Origin of the sequence: Paenibacillus marchantiophytorum (assembly GCF_014640555.1) — a bacterium.
In the GTDB taxonomy this organism is placed as follows: domain Bacteria; phylum Bacillota; class Bacilli; order Paenibacillales; family NBRC-103111; genus Paenibacillus_E; species Paenibacillus_E marchantiophytorum.
On the sequence record NZ_BMHE01000017.1, the window covers coordinates 128,831 to 144,300 of the forward strand.

The following is a 15,470-nucleotide window of genomic DNA, read 5'->3' on the forward strand; positions in this document are numbered from 1 at the left end:
AACAAGGAAAACCGGCTTCGCCGCCCTGAGCTATCAGCCTCTTCAAAGCGACAAACCCTGTAAGTGGAACTACAGTGCGCTATTTAGGCAAATAGCAGGGTTGCGAGGGTCATAGCGGAACTACAGGGTCTTATTTCCACGCGAAGCGCTGAATTTCCCAGCATATAGCAAAATAACGTACTGTAGTTCCCTCTGGATCGCGATAATGACACTTTTTGCTATAATAGCGCACTGTAGTTCCCTCTCAGCACGAAGCAGCTGGCGTATCACCTCGATCACCCGATTATATGTACACAAAGACCATCAGGATTTACCCTGATGGTCTTATATCGCCTTGTCATGATGGCGATTAGTGTTTGCGGCCAGGAATGATACCTGTCTTTTCATATGATTCAACAATGATATCTATTTCTTTTTTGAGCTCAGCGAGTAGTTCTGCTTCAGGCACTTTACGAATCATTTCTCCGTAGCGGAACAACATGCCTTCGCCGCGAGCGCCTGCGATGCCAATATCGGCTTCACGAGCTTCTCCTGGACCGTTAACAGCACAGCCCAACACAGATACCTTGATGGGCACCTTGATTTTGGAGATGTACTCTTCAACCTCGTTAGCAATCGAGAATAGATCAATATCCAAACGACCGCAGGTCGGACAGGACACTAGCGTTGCCGCATTCGTAATCAAACCGAAGGTTTTGAGCAGCTCGCGAGCCACTTTGATCTCTTCAACTGGATCTGCGCTGAGCGAGATACGAAGCGTATTCCCGATCCCCATATTCAGCAAAGTACCAATGCCCGCGGCGCTCTTCACAGCTCCCGTGAAAAGCGTTCCCGCTTCTGTAATCCCCAGATGCAGCGGATAATTGAAGGCTTGGGCCGCTTGTGAATAGGCAGCAATGGCCATCGGCACATCGGAAGCTTTGAGGGACACAATAATATCATGGAAATCCAGTTCTTCCAGGATATTAATATGGAACAAAGCACTTTCTACCATCGCTTCCGGCGTTGGATATCCATACTTCTCGAGCAGGTGATGCTCCAATGAACCGGCATTGACTCCAATGCGAATTGGAATCCCGCGTTCTTTGCAAGCTTTAACGACCGCTTCCACTTTCTCGCGACGACCGATATTGCCTGGATTGATACGGACTTTATCGATCCCATTCTCAATCGCAGCAAGCGCCAAACGATAGTCAAAATGAATATCGGAAACGAGCGGAATATGAATCTGTTTCTTAATTTCTTTAATCGCTTCAGCAGCTTCCTTGTTGTTGACGGTAACTCGTACCAATTGACAACCGGCTTCTTCAAGACGAAGAATTTCCGCTACGGTCGCTTTCACATCAGCTGTTTTCGTTGTACACATGCTTTGCATGATCACTTCATTGCTGCCGCCGATGGTCAGATCGCCCACTCGTACAGCTCGCGTATCTCTTCTATGGAACATTATGGTTTCTCTCCCCATGACACCAAACATCCTCCGCTCCAATTTCCTTCGAGGAAACCGGATTGGAGGCTGTGTGTTCGTTTATGAAATTATGGGTTACGCACTTTCTTCTTTCTTCTTGCCTGTCGCAGGAGCGCCCTCTTTGGTCGTCAAAACAGGAGTGATCTTGTTTTGGACCGTTTCCTTCGACACCACGCAAGTGGAAACGTCCGTTCTTGAAGGAACCTCGAACATCACATCAAGCATAATGCTCTCAATGATCGCTCTCAGTCCACGCGCACCCGTATTCCGTTTGATCGCTTCCTTGGCAATGGCGTCAAGCGCCTCTGCATCGAATTCGAGCGAAACGTTATCCATTTCAAGCATCTTCTGGTATTGCTTCACAAGCGCATTCTTAGGCTCGGAAAGAATACGCACAAGAGCTGCTTCATCCAGCGGCTCAAGAGTGGAGATAACCGGTAGACGACCTACGAATTCCGGAATTAGACCGAATCTCAGAAGATCCTCTGGCAACACCATGGACAGGTACTCACCTGGTTTCAAATCAACTTTAGCACCATCCGTGCTAAAACCGATTACTTTTTTACCGATTCTGCGTTTGATAATTTGCTCAAGACCGTCAAAAGCCCCACCGCAAATAAACAGAATATTCGTTGTATCGATTTGAATGAATTCTTGGTGCGGATGCTTCCGTCCACCTTGTGGAGGAACGGAAGCTACTGTACCCTCAAGAATTTTCAGCAATGCTTGTTGCACACCTTCACCGGAAACATCACGAGTAATCGAAGGGTTCTCGGATTTGCGTGCCACTTTATCGATCTCATCGATGTAGATAATGCCGCGCTCGGCCTTCTCCACATCATAATCAGCAGCTTGAATCAATTTGAGCAAAATATTCTCAACGTCTTCCCCTACATAACCCGCTTCTGTCAAAGAAGTGGCATCCGCGATCGCGAAAGGCACGTTCAGAATTTTGGCAAGCGTTTGCGCTAGCAACGTTTTGCCGCTTCCTGTTGGTCCTAGAAGAACGATGTTACTCTTTTGAAGTTCAACGTCTTCCAGTTTATTTTGGGAATTGATCCGTTTGTAGTGATTATAAACCGCTACAGCCAGTGATTTCTTAGCTTGTTCTTGCCCAATAACATATTGGTCCAAAATGTTGCGAATTTCCTTTGGTTTCGGAACATCCTTCAGATCAAGCTCTTCTTCATGACCTAATTCTTCTTCCACGATCTCCGTGCAAAGCTCTATACATTCATCACAAATGTAAACTCCCGGACCTGCAACAAGTTTGCGAACTTGATCCTGGGATTTTCCACAAAAGGAACATTTGAGTTGGCCTTTTTCATCGTTAAATTTAAACATGGGATCACTCCTTTATTTCAAGTCGTTTCGAGTGATAACCTCGTCGATTAACCCATATGCCTTCGCTTCATCAGCGCTCATAAAGTTATCCCGGTCGGTGTCTCTTTCGATCTTATCAAGCGGCTGTCCCGTACGGTCCACATAAATCAGGTTGAGTTTTTGTTTCGTCTTGATAATCCAATCCGCGTGAATCTTGATATCGGTCGCTTGACCTCTAACACCGCCGAGCGGTTGGTGAATCATAACTTCAGCATTCGGCAGCGCGTATCGCTTGCCTTTGGCACCTGCCGTTAACAGCAAAGAGCCCATGCTTGCAGCCATACCTACACAAATCGTAGATACGTCAGGTTTAATGAATTGCATGGTATCGAAGATACCCATTCCAGCTGTTACAGACCCACCTGGTGAGTTGATGTATAAGTGGATGTCTTTCTCAGGGTCTTGTGCAGATAAAAAGAGCAGCTGGGCAATGACCAAATTAGCCACATCGTCATCAATTGCGGTCCCGATGAATATAATGCGGTCCTTAAGCAGACGCGAGTAGATGTCGTAAGAACGTTCCCCACGAGCCTCTTGTTCAACAACCATAGGAATAAGACTCATTGTACCAACTCCTTTTGCGGCCATAGCCAATGTTCTCCAAGATGGGATTCAGTTACAGTTTAACACGTTTGAGCAGCAAAGTCATTTTTTCAGAGAACTGCTATGTAAGTACGTATTTCTTATGTTCTTGAACAGTTTGTAGGTAAAATAGGGTAAAAGAAAGGCACGTTGCTTACGTACGTGCCTTTACTAACCTTATTTATACAGCTGCGGAAACATGCTTGCTATTTTCAAGCAAGAAGTCAACTGTTTTTCTGATGACAAGATCGTTGCTCAGACCTTCTAGGCTGCCGTTAGATGCGAACAGTTCACGAAGTTCTTCTGTTGTCTTTTGGTAGGAAGAGGCATATTTCTCAAGTTCCACATTAACTTCTTCGTCGGAAACTGTGATTTTTTCTGCCGCTGCGATGGCTTCAAGAACCAAATTGTTGCGAACACGCTTGTCAGCATCTTCTCTCATTTGTTCTTTCAGCACGCTCTCGTTTTGACCGGAGAACTGGAAGTAAATCTCAAGCGTCATGCCTTGGGAGCGAAGACGTCTTTCGAATTCTTTCACCATAACATCAAGCTCTGCTTCTACCATGGAAGCTGGAATCTCAACATCAGCATTAGCTGCAGCTTTTTCAACAACAGCTGTTTCCAGAGCAGCCTCTGAATCTTTATCTTTGCGCTCTTGCAGACGTTTTTGCAATTCTTCTTTGTACTCAACAAGTGTATCGTACTCACTTACGTCTTTGGCAAACTCATCATCAAGTTCTGGCAAGTTTTTGCGTTTGATATCGTGAATTAATACTTTGAATACAGCTTCTTTACCTTTAAGATCTTCGGAATGGTAGTTTTCTGGGAAGCTAACGTTAACTTCCTTTTCTTCGCCTTTTCCAAGACCAACAAGCTGCTCTTCGAAACCTGGGATGAAAGAGTTCGAACCAAGCTCAAGGGAGTATTTCTCCGCTTTGCCGCCTTCGAATGCTTCACCTTCCACGAATCCTTCGAAATCAAGAACGACTACGTCGCCGTTAGCTGCTTGTCCTTCTTCAAGAACAACCAATTCAGCGTGACGTTGTTGCAAACGTGTAAGCTCTTCGTTCAATTCTTCTTCAGTAACTGCTGCGCTAACAGCTTCTACTTCGATACCTTTGTAGTCGCCAAGCGTAACTTCAGGCTTAACCGTTACTTTAGCTTTGAATTTAAGAACTTGACCTTTGGCGAATTGCTCAACGTCAACTTCAGGGCGATCAACAGGCTCGATTTTGACTTCTTCAATCGCTTCTACGTAAACTTCTGGCAAAATGATATCCAAAGCATCTTGGTACAAGCTTTCTACACCAAATTTAGCTTCAAAGATAGAACGTGGTACTTTCCCTTTACGGAAACCTGGAACATTTACTTTCGCTGATACCTTTTTGAATGCTTTATCCAAAGCATCTGCGACGCGCTCTGCGCCAACTTCCACTTCAAGAACGCCTACGTTCTTCTCTATTTTTTCCCAACTTGCTTTCATTTTATGCTTTCCCCTCCAAAAATGTACGATGACATATTTTCACGTACGCTCATTATAACCATTCTATTATAACATATAACAATTTCATTTCAAGGCGACCTTTTGGAGCTACGAAAGTTCGTGGGTAAACTGCTTCACAAACGCTTGCAGCACTAGGTGTGCCCGCTTCCATTGCAGGGTCATCGAATCCACAATTCCATAGTTATCTAGTATTTCTTCACGGTTCACCGTACCAAATAATTTCTCTTGCAGAATAGCGTGCAGCGCGGATGCCCACACGTCGACCGCCCCTTCTTCCGCACTAAGCAGATCCGTGTAAATGGATGTGCCATAGGCGTAGGCTAGAAACTCCTGCCACGTTTGTCTGGCAAAATACACGAAATCAGGTTGGCTTATTTCACTAATGTCCCCTACCCGGCGAATCATATCACGAATCCGCAATGGAAATTCTTCCGGACCAAGCGGCGTCTCCTCAATCTCCACGGCAACCTTTTTCCCATTCTTGGGAAACTCGATAAAGCCATGTTCACCCATGTGCTTGAGCGCTTGCAGCGCTTTGAATTGAATGTGCGGATGCCGGGGTCGTTCAATGAGCCATTCCTTAACGGATTGGCCGACCTCCTCTTGGTCGATAAAACCAAGCTGTTCAAGCGCACTGACCTGCTGCTCCAATGTGCCTTCTCTTAACAGATTCAGCAATTTAAGCGTAAATCCTTCATCCGTTGTTTTTTCTTTTATGTATTGTCTTAAAAGTTCCTTCTCCTCTTCCTCATCCTCTTCAGGCGGAGCCGCCCCCGGAAACATCGTTTCTGGAAACATGGTGTAGAGCCAATGACGCAATGCTTCCCATTGATCTGTTTTACTTGCTTCGACATTTGGGAACTGGAGTAGAAAAGTAAGCAGTTGAAGGGCATCCGTGTATTGCTCGGTTCGCAGAAAGCGAGTCAACTCTTCTTCGTAGTACTGCTCTGTTTTGGGAAAAAGAATTAAATTATTCATAGATGGTTCTGTTATGGTCATCACCTCAGAAATCATGGTCTTGCTGGTCACAGTTTACTTGATTGTCAGAGCGATTGCAAAATAATTATGAATCGAGGGTTGACTTCCTATAAAACGATATGATATATTAACTCTCGCTTCGCTAAACGGATTCATTCCGCTAGGTAAGAAGAGGTCTATGTCTCAGTAGCTCAGCTGGATAGAGCACACGCCTTCTAAGCGTGCGGTCGGGGGTTCGAATCCCTCCTGGGACGTCATGCAAGTTCGAAAGGCCGCGAGAAATCGCGGTCTTTTTTTGTTTTATTTAGATAGAGGGTATACTTGCTTCTACCTCTTGATAAGAGTCTCTAGGACTTCTATTCGTGTAAAATAGCCACCCTCGACGCAAATAAGAGCTCTTTGAGACTCCTACCGCTTCTTGTTTGGGGGTTTTTGCGCGTTTCACCAGAGACAAGAGTCTCCAAGGACTTCTATTCACGATAAAAACCACCTTTTTGTTCAAATAGGGGCTGCCGGAAACTCTTATCTTGCTACGAATCTTTCATTTTGTGCTATAATCATCTCAATTACATAATTTCGAATAAATGAGGTGCCCTTGTTCGCAACAAGGGGTAACAGGGAATCAGGTGCAAATCCTGAGCGGTCCCGCCACTGTATTCGGGGAGTTTCTTTCTATCAATGTCACTTGATCATCCATCAGGGAAGGCCGAAAGAAAACGAAGATCCGAGAGCCAGGAGACCTACCTTCATTTATGTACCCACAACCCTTCGCGGAAAGGAGCGGTGTACGTCAGTCATTCGACAAAGCCGTTTCTTTGTCGTGTATTCGTACGTACCCACGACCTGTCCACATGGATCGGTCTTTTTTGTTTGGACTTATTTATATTCGATGAAAAAGGAGATTTTCGAAAAAATGTCAATCAAATCAAAAAGAATGTCAAGCTTTCTGCTGCTTGTGATCGGATTTGCGCTCTATCTGTTTATCAATGAACCTCAATCCGCCTATGCAATGCACATTATGGAAGGGTTTCTGCCTGTGGGCTGGGCTATTTTCTGGTGGGTCGCTTTCCTCCCCTTCTTCTTCCTCGGACTGCGTTCCCTCATTAAGATCACCAAAGAAAACCCCGAGCTCAAAATTATGCTCGGACTTGCTGGAGCGTTCACTTTCGTGCTCTCCGCACTGAAGATTCCTTCCGTTACAGGGAGCAGCTCCCATCCGACAGGTACGGGACTTGGAGCCGTAATGTTTGGACCGCTGCCTATGAGCGTGCTAGGCTCAATTGTTTTGCTGTTCCAAGCTGTATTGCTTGCGCATGGCGGGCTTACAACACTCGGAGCTAATGCTTTCTCCATGGCCTTTGCAGGCCCGGTTGTCGGTTTCTTCATCTATAGATTCATGATGAAGACGACAGGCAAGCAGAAATGGTCCATTTTCCTGGCAGCTGCCTTGGCTGATTTATCCACCTATGTGGTTACATCCATTCAACTAGCTCTGGCCTTCCCGGCTGAACAAGGCGGCTTCATTGCCTCTTTCTTGAAATTTGGCGGGATTTTCGCCATCACGCAAATTCCGCTTGCTATTAGTGAAGGTATTTTAACCGTATTAATCTGGAATTGGTTGCAAGCTTACAGCCCCAAAGAACTGACGATTCTGCAGCATAAAATGAAAGGAGCATCCGAACAATGAAATCACGCACCAAAAACATTCTCATGCTGATTGCTATTGTACTCTTGGCCGTGCTGCCTCTCGTCCTCGTGAACGGCGAATTCGGCGGTGCCGATGATGCCGCAGAACAATTGATCCAGACCATCCAACCTTCCTATAAACCGTGGTTCTCCTCTTTCTTTGAATTGCCTGCAGAGACAGAAAGCATGCTGTTCGCCCTGCAAGCGGCTATCGGCGCAGGTTTCATTGGTTTTGCTTTTGGACTATTCAAAGGAAGGGCGTCGAAATCCAAGTCCCAATGATGAAACGAATTGATACACTCGCCTACAGCAATGCGTTACGCGACTTTTCCCCGATGTGGAAATGCGCTTTTGCCATGATCATGCTCTTGTTTACTTATATGGCTCATCCGCTCGTTCAAATTCTTCTGGCCATATGGATGACGTTATGGACGGTGGTTTATGCCCGTATCCCTGTAAGGTTTTACATCTCACTTATTGCGATTGCCTGCTTGTTTTTTGTAGGAAGTGTGCCTGCCCTTATCATTGAAATACGGCCATTGCAAGCAAGCTATCTTAATCTTCATGAGGTAGCAAGCCTCAACTTTCTGAATTGGCACTTCTTCATTACTTCGTCTGGACTCCTGCTCGTGGGACAACTGTTCGCCCGCATTGTGGCCTGTCTGTCCTGCATGACTTTTATTATTTGCAGCACCCCTTTTGCGGAATTGCTTCAAGTTTTGAAAAAAGTTCGAGTGCCTAAACTCGTATTGGAAATTATGCTGATTATGTACCGGATTTTATTTATGCTTTTTGAAACAGCCCAAGATATGTATGTCGCGCAGCAAGCCAGAGGCGGCCAGAACGGTTTCCGCAACCGCCTGAGAGATACAGCCACTTTAATTGTCCAAATGTTTATCAAAACGATGCAGCAGTATAAATCGCTGTCCAATGGGCTCGTCTCCAGAGGCTTCACGGAAGACATCCACATGGCGCCCTACCAAGCTAAACCCATACCACTCCGATACAAAATGGAAAGCAGCGTAGGATTGACTCTTTTGCTGCTGCTCGAATTATGGCTTCGCTGGAGGAGTGCCCTATGAGTGCAATATTTGAAACCCAAGCTGTCAGCTTCAGCTATCCAGGAACGCAAACCAAGGCTCTCAACGAGCTGAACATCGCGATCCCCGAAGGAAAAAAAACGGCCATTTGCGGTCACAATGGTTCCGGTAAATCAACGTTATTCCTCCATACGATTGGCATTCATGAGCCTGCGTCAGGCCAGGTTTTGTGGAAAAACACGCCTTTGAAATATGAGCGCAAAGCTCTGAAGCAGCTGCGTCAGGACATTGGTCTCGTCTTTCAAGATCCAGAGCAGCAGCTCATTTTGAATACCCCTTATGAAGATGTTACCTATGGACTGCGCAATGCGGGATTGCCTGAGCCAGAAATCAAGCATCGTGCTGAAGCCATCTTGAGCACGATGCGCATCGAGCATTTGGCCCATACGCCGATCCACCATTTGAGTCTCGGCCAGAAGAAGCGAGTAGCGCTAGCCGGCGTGCTCGTTCTTGAACCAAAGCTGCTGCTGCTGGATGAACCGACAGCCTATTTGGACCGCATCTCCGAACAGCAGCTTATCGAAGAGCTTGATCGCATCCATCATCGCGGAATCACTCTTGTCATGGCAACTCATGATATGAATCTTGCCTATGCATGGGCCGATTGGGTTCTAGTTCTGGATCGCGGTCAATGTGTAATGGCAGGTACGCCATCCGATATTTTCAGCCAGACGGACACTATTCAATCGCTGGGATTAGATAAACCTATGCTGCTGGATTTGTGGGAATCCTTACCTGAAGCAAACAGGGAAGGTGTCAGTGCACCAAGAAATGTAGCGGATTTCAAAAGCCATTTGCTTAAAAGCTTTTCATAAAAAAGAGGCTTTCCTTACAAGGTTGAAAACCTTGCGGAAAGCCTCTTTTGTGTTCCTATATGTAGACTATGAAGTATCGACGATTGCGGTTCATGCTACTGCTTGATGCGGCTAACGCCAGTTCGCCCTTTGCCTGTGGGTACAAAGCTATCCTCATAGGTATAGATCATATGATCCTCCAAAGGCCGGCCCTCCAGGAGATGCTCGCGCACCAGTCTTCTTCCTGATTCCGGTGTCATCTCTTTATACCACACCCCTTGCGGGTACACGGTAACCACACAGGCATCCTCGCAGCGTCCATTGCATCTTGTGCGTGTGGTATGGATGAGACCCTCAGCGCCATGCAGGGCAATTTCATCACGAATAGCCAAGGTCGTTTCGTCACCCAATTTCTTGAGGCAGGAACCGCCATTGCAAATCAATACATGATGCTTCACTGTAGATAAATCCCAAGTGCTCATAACGTCCTCCTTGCTTTACGTAAATTTCGGATAATGCGGCACATCCGCAAGCAGAGAGCGGGTATAAGGATGCTCCGGATCGGCCAAAATGTCCCGCGTTCTGCCCTGCTCCACGATGATGCCTTCATGCAAAACAAGAAGCCGATCACAGAGTGAAGCGACTACTGTAATATCATGAGAGATAAATAAGTAGCTAACCTGCCGGGTTTGATGCAGGGTCTGCAGCAGCTCGATGACCTGGGCTTGCACCGATACATCCAGTGCCGATAGACATTCATCCAGGATGATCAACTCAGGCTCTGCCACAAGCGCCCTGGCAATGCATACGCGCTGACATTGGCCTGTACTCAGCTCATGCGGGTAACGGCTCAGGAAGGATTCGTTCAATCCGACTGCCTCAAGCAGCTCGGCAAATACCCGATCTTGTTCTTGCGGACGACTTTGGTGTGCCTGGAATTGCAGAAACGCCTCACTTAGGCTTCGTTTCATCGTCCAAGCTGGGTTTAAGCTGTTTCTCGGGTCTTGAAACACGATCTGAATCGATTTGCGCGATGCCTGGCGAACACGCTTGTTCACCAGGGATGCTCCATACCACTGCATGCTTCCTTCATCTGGACGTTCGAGATCCATCATACAGCGCGCCAATGTGCTTTTCCCGGAACCGGACATGCCGATTAAACCGACACTTTCGCCAGGCGCTATCGTAAATGCGACGTTTTGGAGCACTTTTTTCTTTGCGTAAGTTTTGGATACGCCGTCAACGACCAGCATAGACCGTACCTCATCTTTCCACCGGCACCTGAGCCAGTTCCTCTGACCTAATAGATGAAGAAGGCATCTTAGGTATAGCGTCTAGTAATTGTCGCGTGTAAGCATGCGCAGGGTTCGTGAATACCTGCTGAACATCACCTGTCTCCACAACCTGACCACCGCGCATCACACAGACGCGATCGGCGATTTGAGCAACTAGCCGCAGATCATGCGAAATAAAGATAAGAGCCATCTGATGTTTCAAACGCAGCTCGTTCAACAGTTCCATGATTCTAGCCTGGGTGCTTACATCAAGCGCTGTTGTCGGCTCGTCCGCCACCATAATATCGGGTTGATGAATCATCGCCATCGCGATGACTACACGCTGACGCATCCCTCCGCTAAGCTCGTGCGGATAACAGCCATAGGTTTCCGCAGACAAACCCATTTGCTCTAGAAGCACAAGCACCTTCTCTTTGGCAGCCGCTTTCGTCCAAGAGCTGCCTCGCGTCAGCAAGCACTCGCGCAGCTGCTCGCCGATGCGCAGGACTGGATTCAGAGAATCCATTGGATCTTGCGTTATATAGGCAATTCGCCGCCCGCGAATGCGGCGCCAATCCTTCCACCTGTACGAAGAGGTATCCTCTCCGAATAATTGGATTGAACCCTCTTGTTGATGAAGGGGCAGTCTGAGCAAACCCAATGTGGCAAGCGCGAGTGTGCTCTTGCCTGAGCCGCTCTCCCCCACTAGGCCTAGACATTCACCTGGATACAATTGGAGATCCACCTTGTGAAGAATATGCGAAGTGGCTGATTTGCTTTTCTCTTGCAGAGCAATCGTGACGCTGCGCATGTCTAATATTGGAGCGCCCAACACTCCCGCAGCCCAAGGAGCAATCTGTGGAGGTGCTATGGTTTTGTGCAATCGTCTGCGCCCAAACAATTGCGGAACTGAAGGTTTGCGCGGTTCCAGCGCATCCTTCAGGATGTCGCCCAAATAATTGGCAGCTAATACGGTAAGCAAAATCGCCATGCCTGGGGCAATAAACAACCAAGGCGCTTCTTCCAGGTAGGCTCTGCCTTCGTTCAGCATCGCCCCCCACTCCGGCTGCGGCGGCTTAATCCCCAGCCCCAGAAAGGACATCGAAGCGATGCTAAGCATGATACTCCCCATATCCAGCGTCACCAAGACCAGAATTGGTCCAGCCAATGCGCCTAGAATATGCGTCCCGATAATTTTCCATGCGGGAATGCCCATAGCTCGTGCGGCCGTCACGTACCCATCACCCCGGATCGATAGGACATAACTGCGAATCATACGGGCATACGAGGGCCAGGAGACAGCCGCGACAGCGATAAGCAAGCTGGGCAAACCTGCGCCTAGTAAAGTAGCGAGCGTTATTGCCAGGACCATTTGCGGAAAGGAGAAAAGAACGTCCATAATACGGGTCAGGACTGTATCCACCCAACCGCCGAAATAGCCGGCAGCAAGTCCAACCAACAGACTTATGGAAATCACGATGCTCACCGCTAGGATGGAGGCTCCAATGGAATGGAGCCCGCCATACATCAACCTAGTCCACACATCTCTTCCGTAATTATCCGTCCCGAACCAGTGATCACTCGACGGGACAAGCAGAGAAGCCGAGTAATTCACTTTGAGCGGATCTTGAACAGCAAACCACGGGGCACCTAACGAGACGATTAGGATTCCGATAAGGAGTACAAGCAGACCAAGAGCAATCGGATCTTTTTGAATAGCTGCAACTAATCTTTGGCGAAACCGCTTATCCACGCTGTCCCTCCTGCTCCACTCTTACTCGCGGATCAAGCCAGCGATAGGCGATATCAACGAGAAGATTCAATGAAATGTACACGACAGCTATGAAGAGGACAAAAGCCTGAATGACCGGATAATCGCGCCCTGTTATCGCATCCACCGCATAGCGGCCAATACCGGGCCACGCGTAGATGGTTTCCACGATAACGGAGCCGCCGATCAATCCCCCCAGAACCAACCCAAAGGAGGTTAGGACAGGCAGCAGCGCGTTAGGAAGCGCATGCTTCCCGATCATTTGCAGCCTTGAAAGGCCCTTGGCTTCAGCCAGCAGCATATACCGCTGTGAGAATGCTTGCAGCATACTTGTCCGCAGCAATCGAGCGGTAATGGAGGAAAGTCCGATCCCGAGCGTAAGCGCAGGGAGAATCAGATGTTTCATATCGCCTCGTCCCATTGTCGGCAGCCAGCCGAATTTGACCGAGAAGCTATACATAAAGACGAGTCCCAAGAAGAAGGAAGGCACCGAAATGCCGATTAAAGCAATGAATCGACTGATATGATCCAATGCTCTGCGGTGAAACACTGCGCCGGCAATACCGGAAGGAATCGAGATCAGGATCATGACCACAAGGGCAGCGAGCGATAATTCGAGTGTAGCTGGGAAGCGGCTCATAAACTCATCCCAGATCGGTGTTCTGCTGCGAAAGGAAACACCTAAATTTCCTTGGACAATGTGCATAAGCCAATGTCCGTATTGGACCCAGAAGGGCTGATCCAGCCCAAGGCTCCTTTTCAGCTCACTAGCATCCTTCTCTAGATCAGTTAGATTCGAGCCAGGATCAAACATGCTGAGCAGCATGGTTCGAGCCGGGTCGCCGGGGATAAAACGCACAAGTGAAAACACAAGCAGCGTTACACCTAGAAGGACCGGAACCGTCATCGCCAGCCGGATGCATAGATACCGCACTAATTTCATTGTGCGATATACATGGCCGGTGTGATTCTGGTCTTGAGGTTGTCATCTACGCCTTGAACCTTTTTATTGTAGGCTGCGCCCCAACGCGTACTATTGTATAAATAAACAATCGGCACATCCTGCTGTACTTTCGTTTGAATTTGCTTAGCAAGTTCAGCCTGTTTCTTGCCATCGAACTCGGAAACCAAAACTTCCAACAGTTTATCTACTTCTGTATTCGAGTATCCGCCATAATTTGAAGCAATGCCTGTGTGGTAATATGAATTTAATTGACCTCCAACATCCCCAGTCGCACTTCCGCACGAACAATAGGTGGCAAGCTCAAAGTTGCCGTCCAGCATCATTTGATTGGATGCCGTCGTTTCTACAACGTTTAGTTCAACGGAAATTCCAACTTCTTTGAGCTGTGATTGCAGCGCAACAGCTAGTGGTTGAAAGACCGAATAAGTCAACATTTTATACTGCAGCTTCTGGCCATCTTTGGCGCGAATGCCGTCAGAACCAGCTTTCCATCCTGCCTCATCCAATAATTGAGCCGCTTTGGCTTTATCCATTTCGGTGCCCGTTTCAATTGCGTATGGGAGACCGGAAGGGAAGTGCCCTGTCGCTTTGGAAGCAAATCCGCGATTAACCCCATCGATCAGTTCCTTGCGATTCACAGCGAAGTTGATCGCTTGGCGTACTTTGGCATCCTGAAGGGATGGCACTTTCTTGATATTGAGCCACAGATTCGAGGTGCTGCCAACAGGAAAATAGGTTTGGAACTTGCTATCCTTTTCGTAGGAAACCCGTTGTTCAACTTCTACGTTCATATCTCCGTCTGCATCACCATTCTTCAGCGCGAGCAAACGAGCTTGACCATCCGTCCCGAGCCTTGATTCAAGGCGCTGCAGCTTAGGCTTGTCACCCCAGTAGCCTGGGAATGCTTCTGCAATTAGCAGCTCGCCTGGCGTAAACTGAATAGGCTTCATAAATCCCGTTAAATCGGGCTCTTTATTAAATTTATCACCGATTAAATCTGCTTGAGCCGCGTTATGTATGGCAAATGCAGCTAATTTAAAGATGAAAGAAGGGTCTGGCTTAGGCGTCTGAATTTGCAGATGCGTAGCATCCTTCACAATGAATTGAACGCCGCCAAGTTGAGAAGGTCCGCGTTTATTCAGCTTCTGGTGACGTTCCAGAGCCGCTTTCACAGCAGCCGCATCCATCACGGCACCGCTCCAAAATTTGACGTTTGGCTGCAGCTCAACTTCCCACTGCGTGGGTTCTACGTTCTTCCACGATTTGGCTAGCCAAGGACGAATAGAGCCATCGTCATTCTGATACACAAGCGGTTCAGCGATGCCATCTGACGTAATTCGCTGAGCGTCAATATGGACAGGATCGAGCGAGCGAGGCATATTCAGTGTGACATATTTAAGCACTTGATCTTTGGCAGGGACCGCCGCACTGGTCGAAGATTTGGGCTGAGCGGATGCGCCCGCTTGACCATTGGAACTCGAACAGGCCGATAGAATCACAATCACGATAAGGAATAGAAATGAGACCAGCTTACTGGAATAACGGCTTAACATAGGGAATTGAACCTCCTGAGAATTGTTTAATCGTAATTATTACTATTATTATGAACTGGACATGAATTGTCAATACGAAAACCGGCGTCGCCACCCTGATAGATCAGTCTCTTCTTAGCGGCAAAACTTAGTAAGGGAACTAGGGGACGCTAATTAGGCAAAAAGTAGGGATGCGAGGGTCATAGCGGAACTACAGGGTCTTATTTCCACAAAAAGCGTTGAAATTCCCATGAAACAGCAAAATAGCGTATTGTAGTTCCCTCAACCTCCCGAAAATGACACTTTTGGCTGTAACTACTTAGGTATCAGTTAGTTGAAAATAAATTGCCCCCGAAATGCACGGAAAAGAGAGTCGAAAATTGGGCGAGCTTGTTTTTGTAGAGTGGAGATCACACTGCGGATTCTTAGGAATA

General features: G+C 47.5%; 14 protein-coding genes, 1 tRNA gene and 1 riboswitch. Of the genes, 5 read left to right on the top strand and 10 right to left on the bottom strand.

The window, feature by feature from the left end; all coding sequences use genetic code 11:
- Positions 1-349: 349 nt before the first annotated feature.
- From ispG to IEY34_RS17630, 5 genes are all read right to left on the bottom strand, one after another.
- Complete coding sequence (gene ispG, locus IEY34_RS17610; protein WP_189013504.1) at positions 350-1,447, bottom strand: flavodoxin-dependent (E)-4-hydroxy-3-methylbut-2-enyl-diphosphate synthase; 1,098 nt, start codon at positions 1,445-1,447, stop codon at positions 350-352.
- 96 nt (positions 1,448-1,543) lie between these two features.
- Positions 1,544-2,812 (bottom strand): ATP-dependent protease ATP-binding subunit ClpX, encoded by a 1,269-nt coding sequence (gene clpX / locus IEY34_RS17615; protein WP_189013506.1) that lies wholly within the window; start codon positions 2,810-2,812, stop codon positions 1,544-1,546.
- A gap of 12 nt (positions 2,813-2,824) precedes the next feature.
- Complete coding sequence (gene clpP, locus IEY34_RS17620) at positions 2,825-3,415, bottom strand: ATP-dependent Clp endopeptidase proteolytic subunit ClpP (RefSeq protein WP_189013508.1); 591 nt, start codon at positions 3,413-3,415, stop codon at positions 2,825-2,827.
- A gap of 199 nt (positions 3,416-3,614) precedes the next feature.
- Entirely contained in the window at positions 3,615-4,916 is a 1,302-nt protein-coding gene (tig, locus tag IEY34_RS17625; protein ID WP_189013510.1) for a trigger factor, read from the bottom strand.
- A 108-nt stretch (positions 4,917-5,024) separates the two neighbouring features.
- Positions 5,025-5,915, bottom strand: a complete 891-nt coding sequence (locus tag IEY34_RS17630) for a VHS/ENTH/ANTH domain-containing protein (RefSeq protein ID WP_189013512.1) — start codon at positions 5,913-5,915, stop codon at positions 5,025-5,027.
- 180 nt (positions 5,916-6,095) lie between these two features.
- Between IEY34_RS17630 and IEY34_RS17635 the strand changes: the two genes are divergently transcribed.
- From IEY34_RS17635 to IEY34_RS17655, 5 genes are all read left to right on the top strand, one after another.
- Positions 6,096-6,169, top strand: a tRNA-Arg gene (locus tag IEY34_RS17635).
- 317 nt (positions 6,170-6,486) lie between these two features.
- A riboswitch (cobalamin riboswitch) is annotated at positions 6,487-6,677 on the top strand.
- 151 nt (positions 6,678-6,828) lie between these two features.
- Positions 6,829-7,602 carry an energy-coupling factor ABC transporter permease gene (locus IEY34_RS17640; protein ID WP_189013514.1) on the top strand — a complete coding sequence of 258 codons (774 nt, stop codon included), beginning with the start codon at positions 6,829-6,831 and terminating at the stop codon, positions 7,600-7,602.
- Complete coding sequence (locus IEY34_RS17645) at positions 7,599-7,883, top strand: energy-coupling factor ABC transporter substrate-binding protein (RefSeq protein ID WP_189013516.1); 285 nt, start codon at positions 7,599-7,601, stop codon at positions 7,881-7,883. The genes IEY34_RS17640 and IEY34_RS17645 overlap by 4 nt, the downstream gene beginning before the upstream one ends.
- Complete coding sequence (gene cbiQ / locus IEY34_RS17650) at positions 7,880-8,683, top strand: cobalt ECF transporter T component CbiQ (RefSeq protein ID WP_189013518.1); 804 nt, start codon at positions 7,880-7,882, stop codon at positions 8,681-8,683. The genes IEY34_RS17645 and cbiQ overlap by 4 nt, the downstream gene beginning before the upstream one ends.
- Entirely contained in the window at positions 8,680-9,516 is an 837-nt protein-coding gene (locus tag IEY34_RS17655) for an energy-coupling factor ABC transporter ATP-binding protein (protein WP_189013520.1), read from the top strand. The genes cbiQ and IEY34_RS17655 overlap by 4 nt, the downstream gene beginning before the upstream one ends.
- 95 nt (positions 9,517-9,611) lie before the next feature.
- Here IEY34_RS17655 and IEY34_RS17660 read toward each other — a convergent pair whose 3' ends face one another.
- From IEY34_RS17660 to IEY34_RS17680, 5 genes are read right to left on the bottom strand one after another with little or no spacing between them, the layout of a single operon-like run.
- Positions 9,612-9,977: a (2Fe-2S) ferredoxin domain-containing protein gene (locus tag IEY34_RS17660; RefSeq protein WP_189013522.1), complete on the bottom strand. Its 366-nt coding sequence runs from the start codon at positions 9,975-9,977 to the stop codon at positions 9,612-9,614.
- Positions 9,978-9,992: 15 nt separating this feature from the next.
- Positions 9,993-10,748, bottom strand: coding sequence for an ABC transporter ATP-binding protein (locus tag IEY34_RS17665; protein WP_189013524.1), 756 nt, complete (start codon positions 10,746-10,748; stop codon positions 9,993-9,995).
- 10 nt (positions 10,749-10,758) lie between these two features.
- Complete coding sequence (locus IEY34_RS17670; protein WP_189013526.1) at positions 10,759-12,522, bottom strand: dipeptide/oligopeptide/nickel ABC transporter permease/ATP-binding protein; 1,764 nt, start codon at positions 12,520-12,522, stop codon at positions 10,759-10,761.
- On the bottom strand, positions 12,515-13,483 hold the full coding sequence (gene nikB / locus IEY34_RS17675) for a nickel ABC transporter permease (protein WP_189013528.1): 969 nt from the start codon (positions 13,481-13,483) through the stop codon (positions 12,515-12,517). Before nikB ends, IEY34_RS17670 begins: the two co-directional genes overlap by 8 nt.
- Positions 13,480-15,057: an ABC transporter substrate-binding protein gene (locus tag IEY34_RS17680; RefSeq protein WP_189013530.1), complete on the bottom strand. Its 1,578-nt coding sequence runs from the start codon at positions 15,055-15,057 to the stop codon at positions 13,480-13,482. The genes nikB and IEY34_RS17680 overlap by 4 nt, the downstream gene beginning before the upstream one ends.
- Between the last annotated feature and the right edge of the window lie 413 nt (positions 15,058-15,470).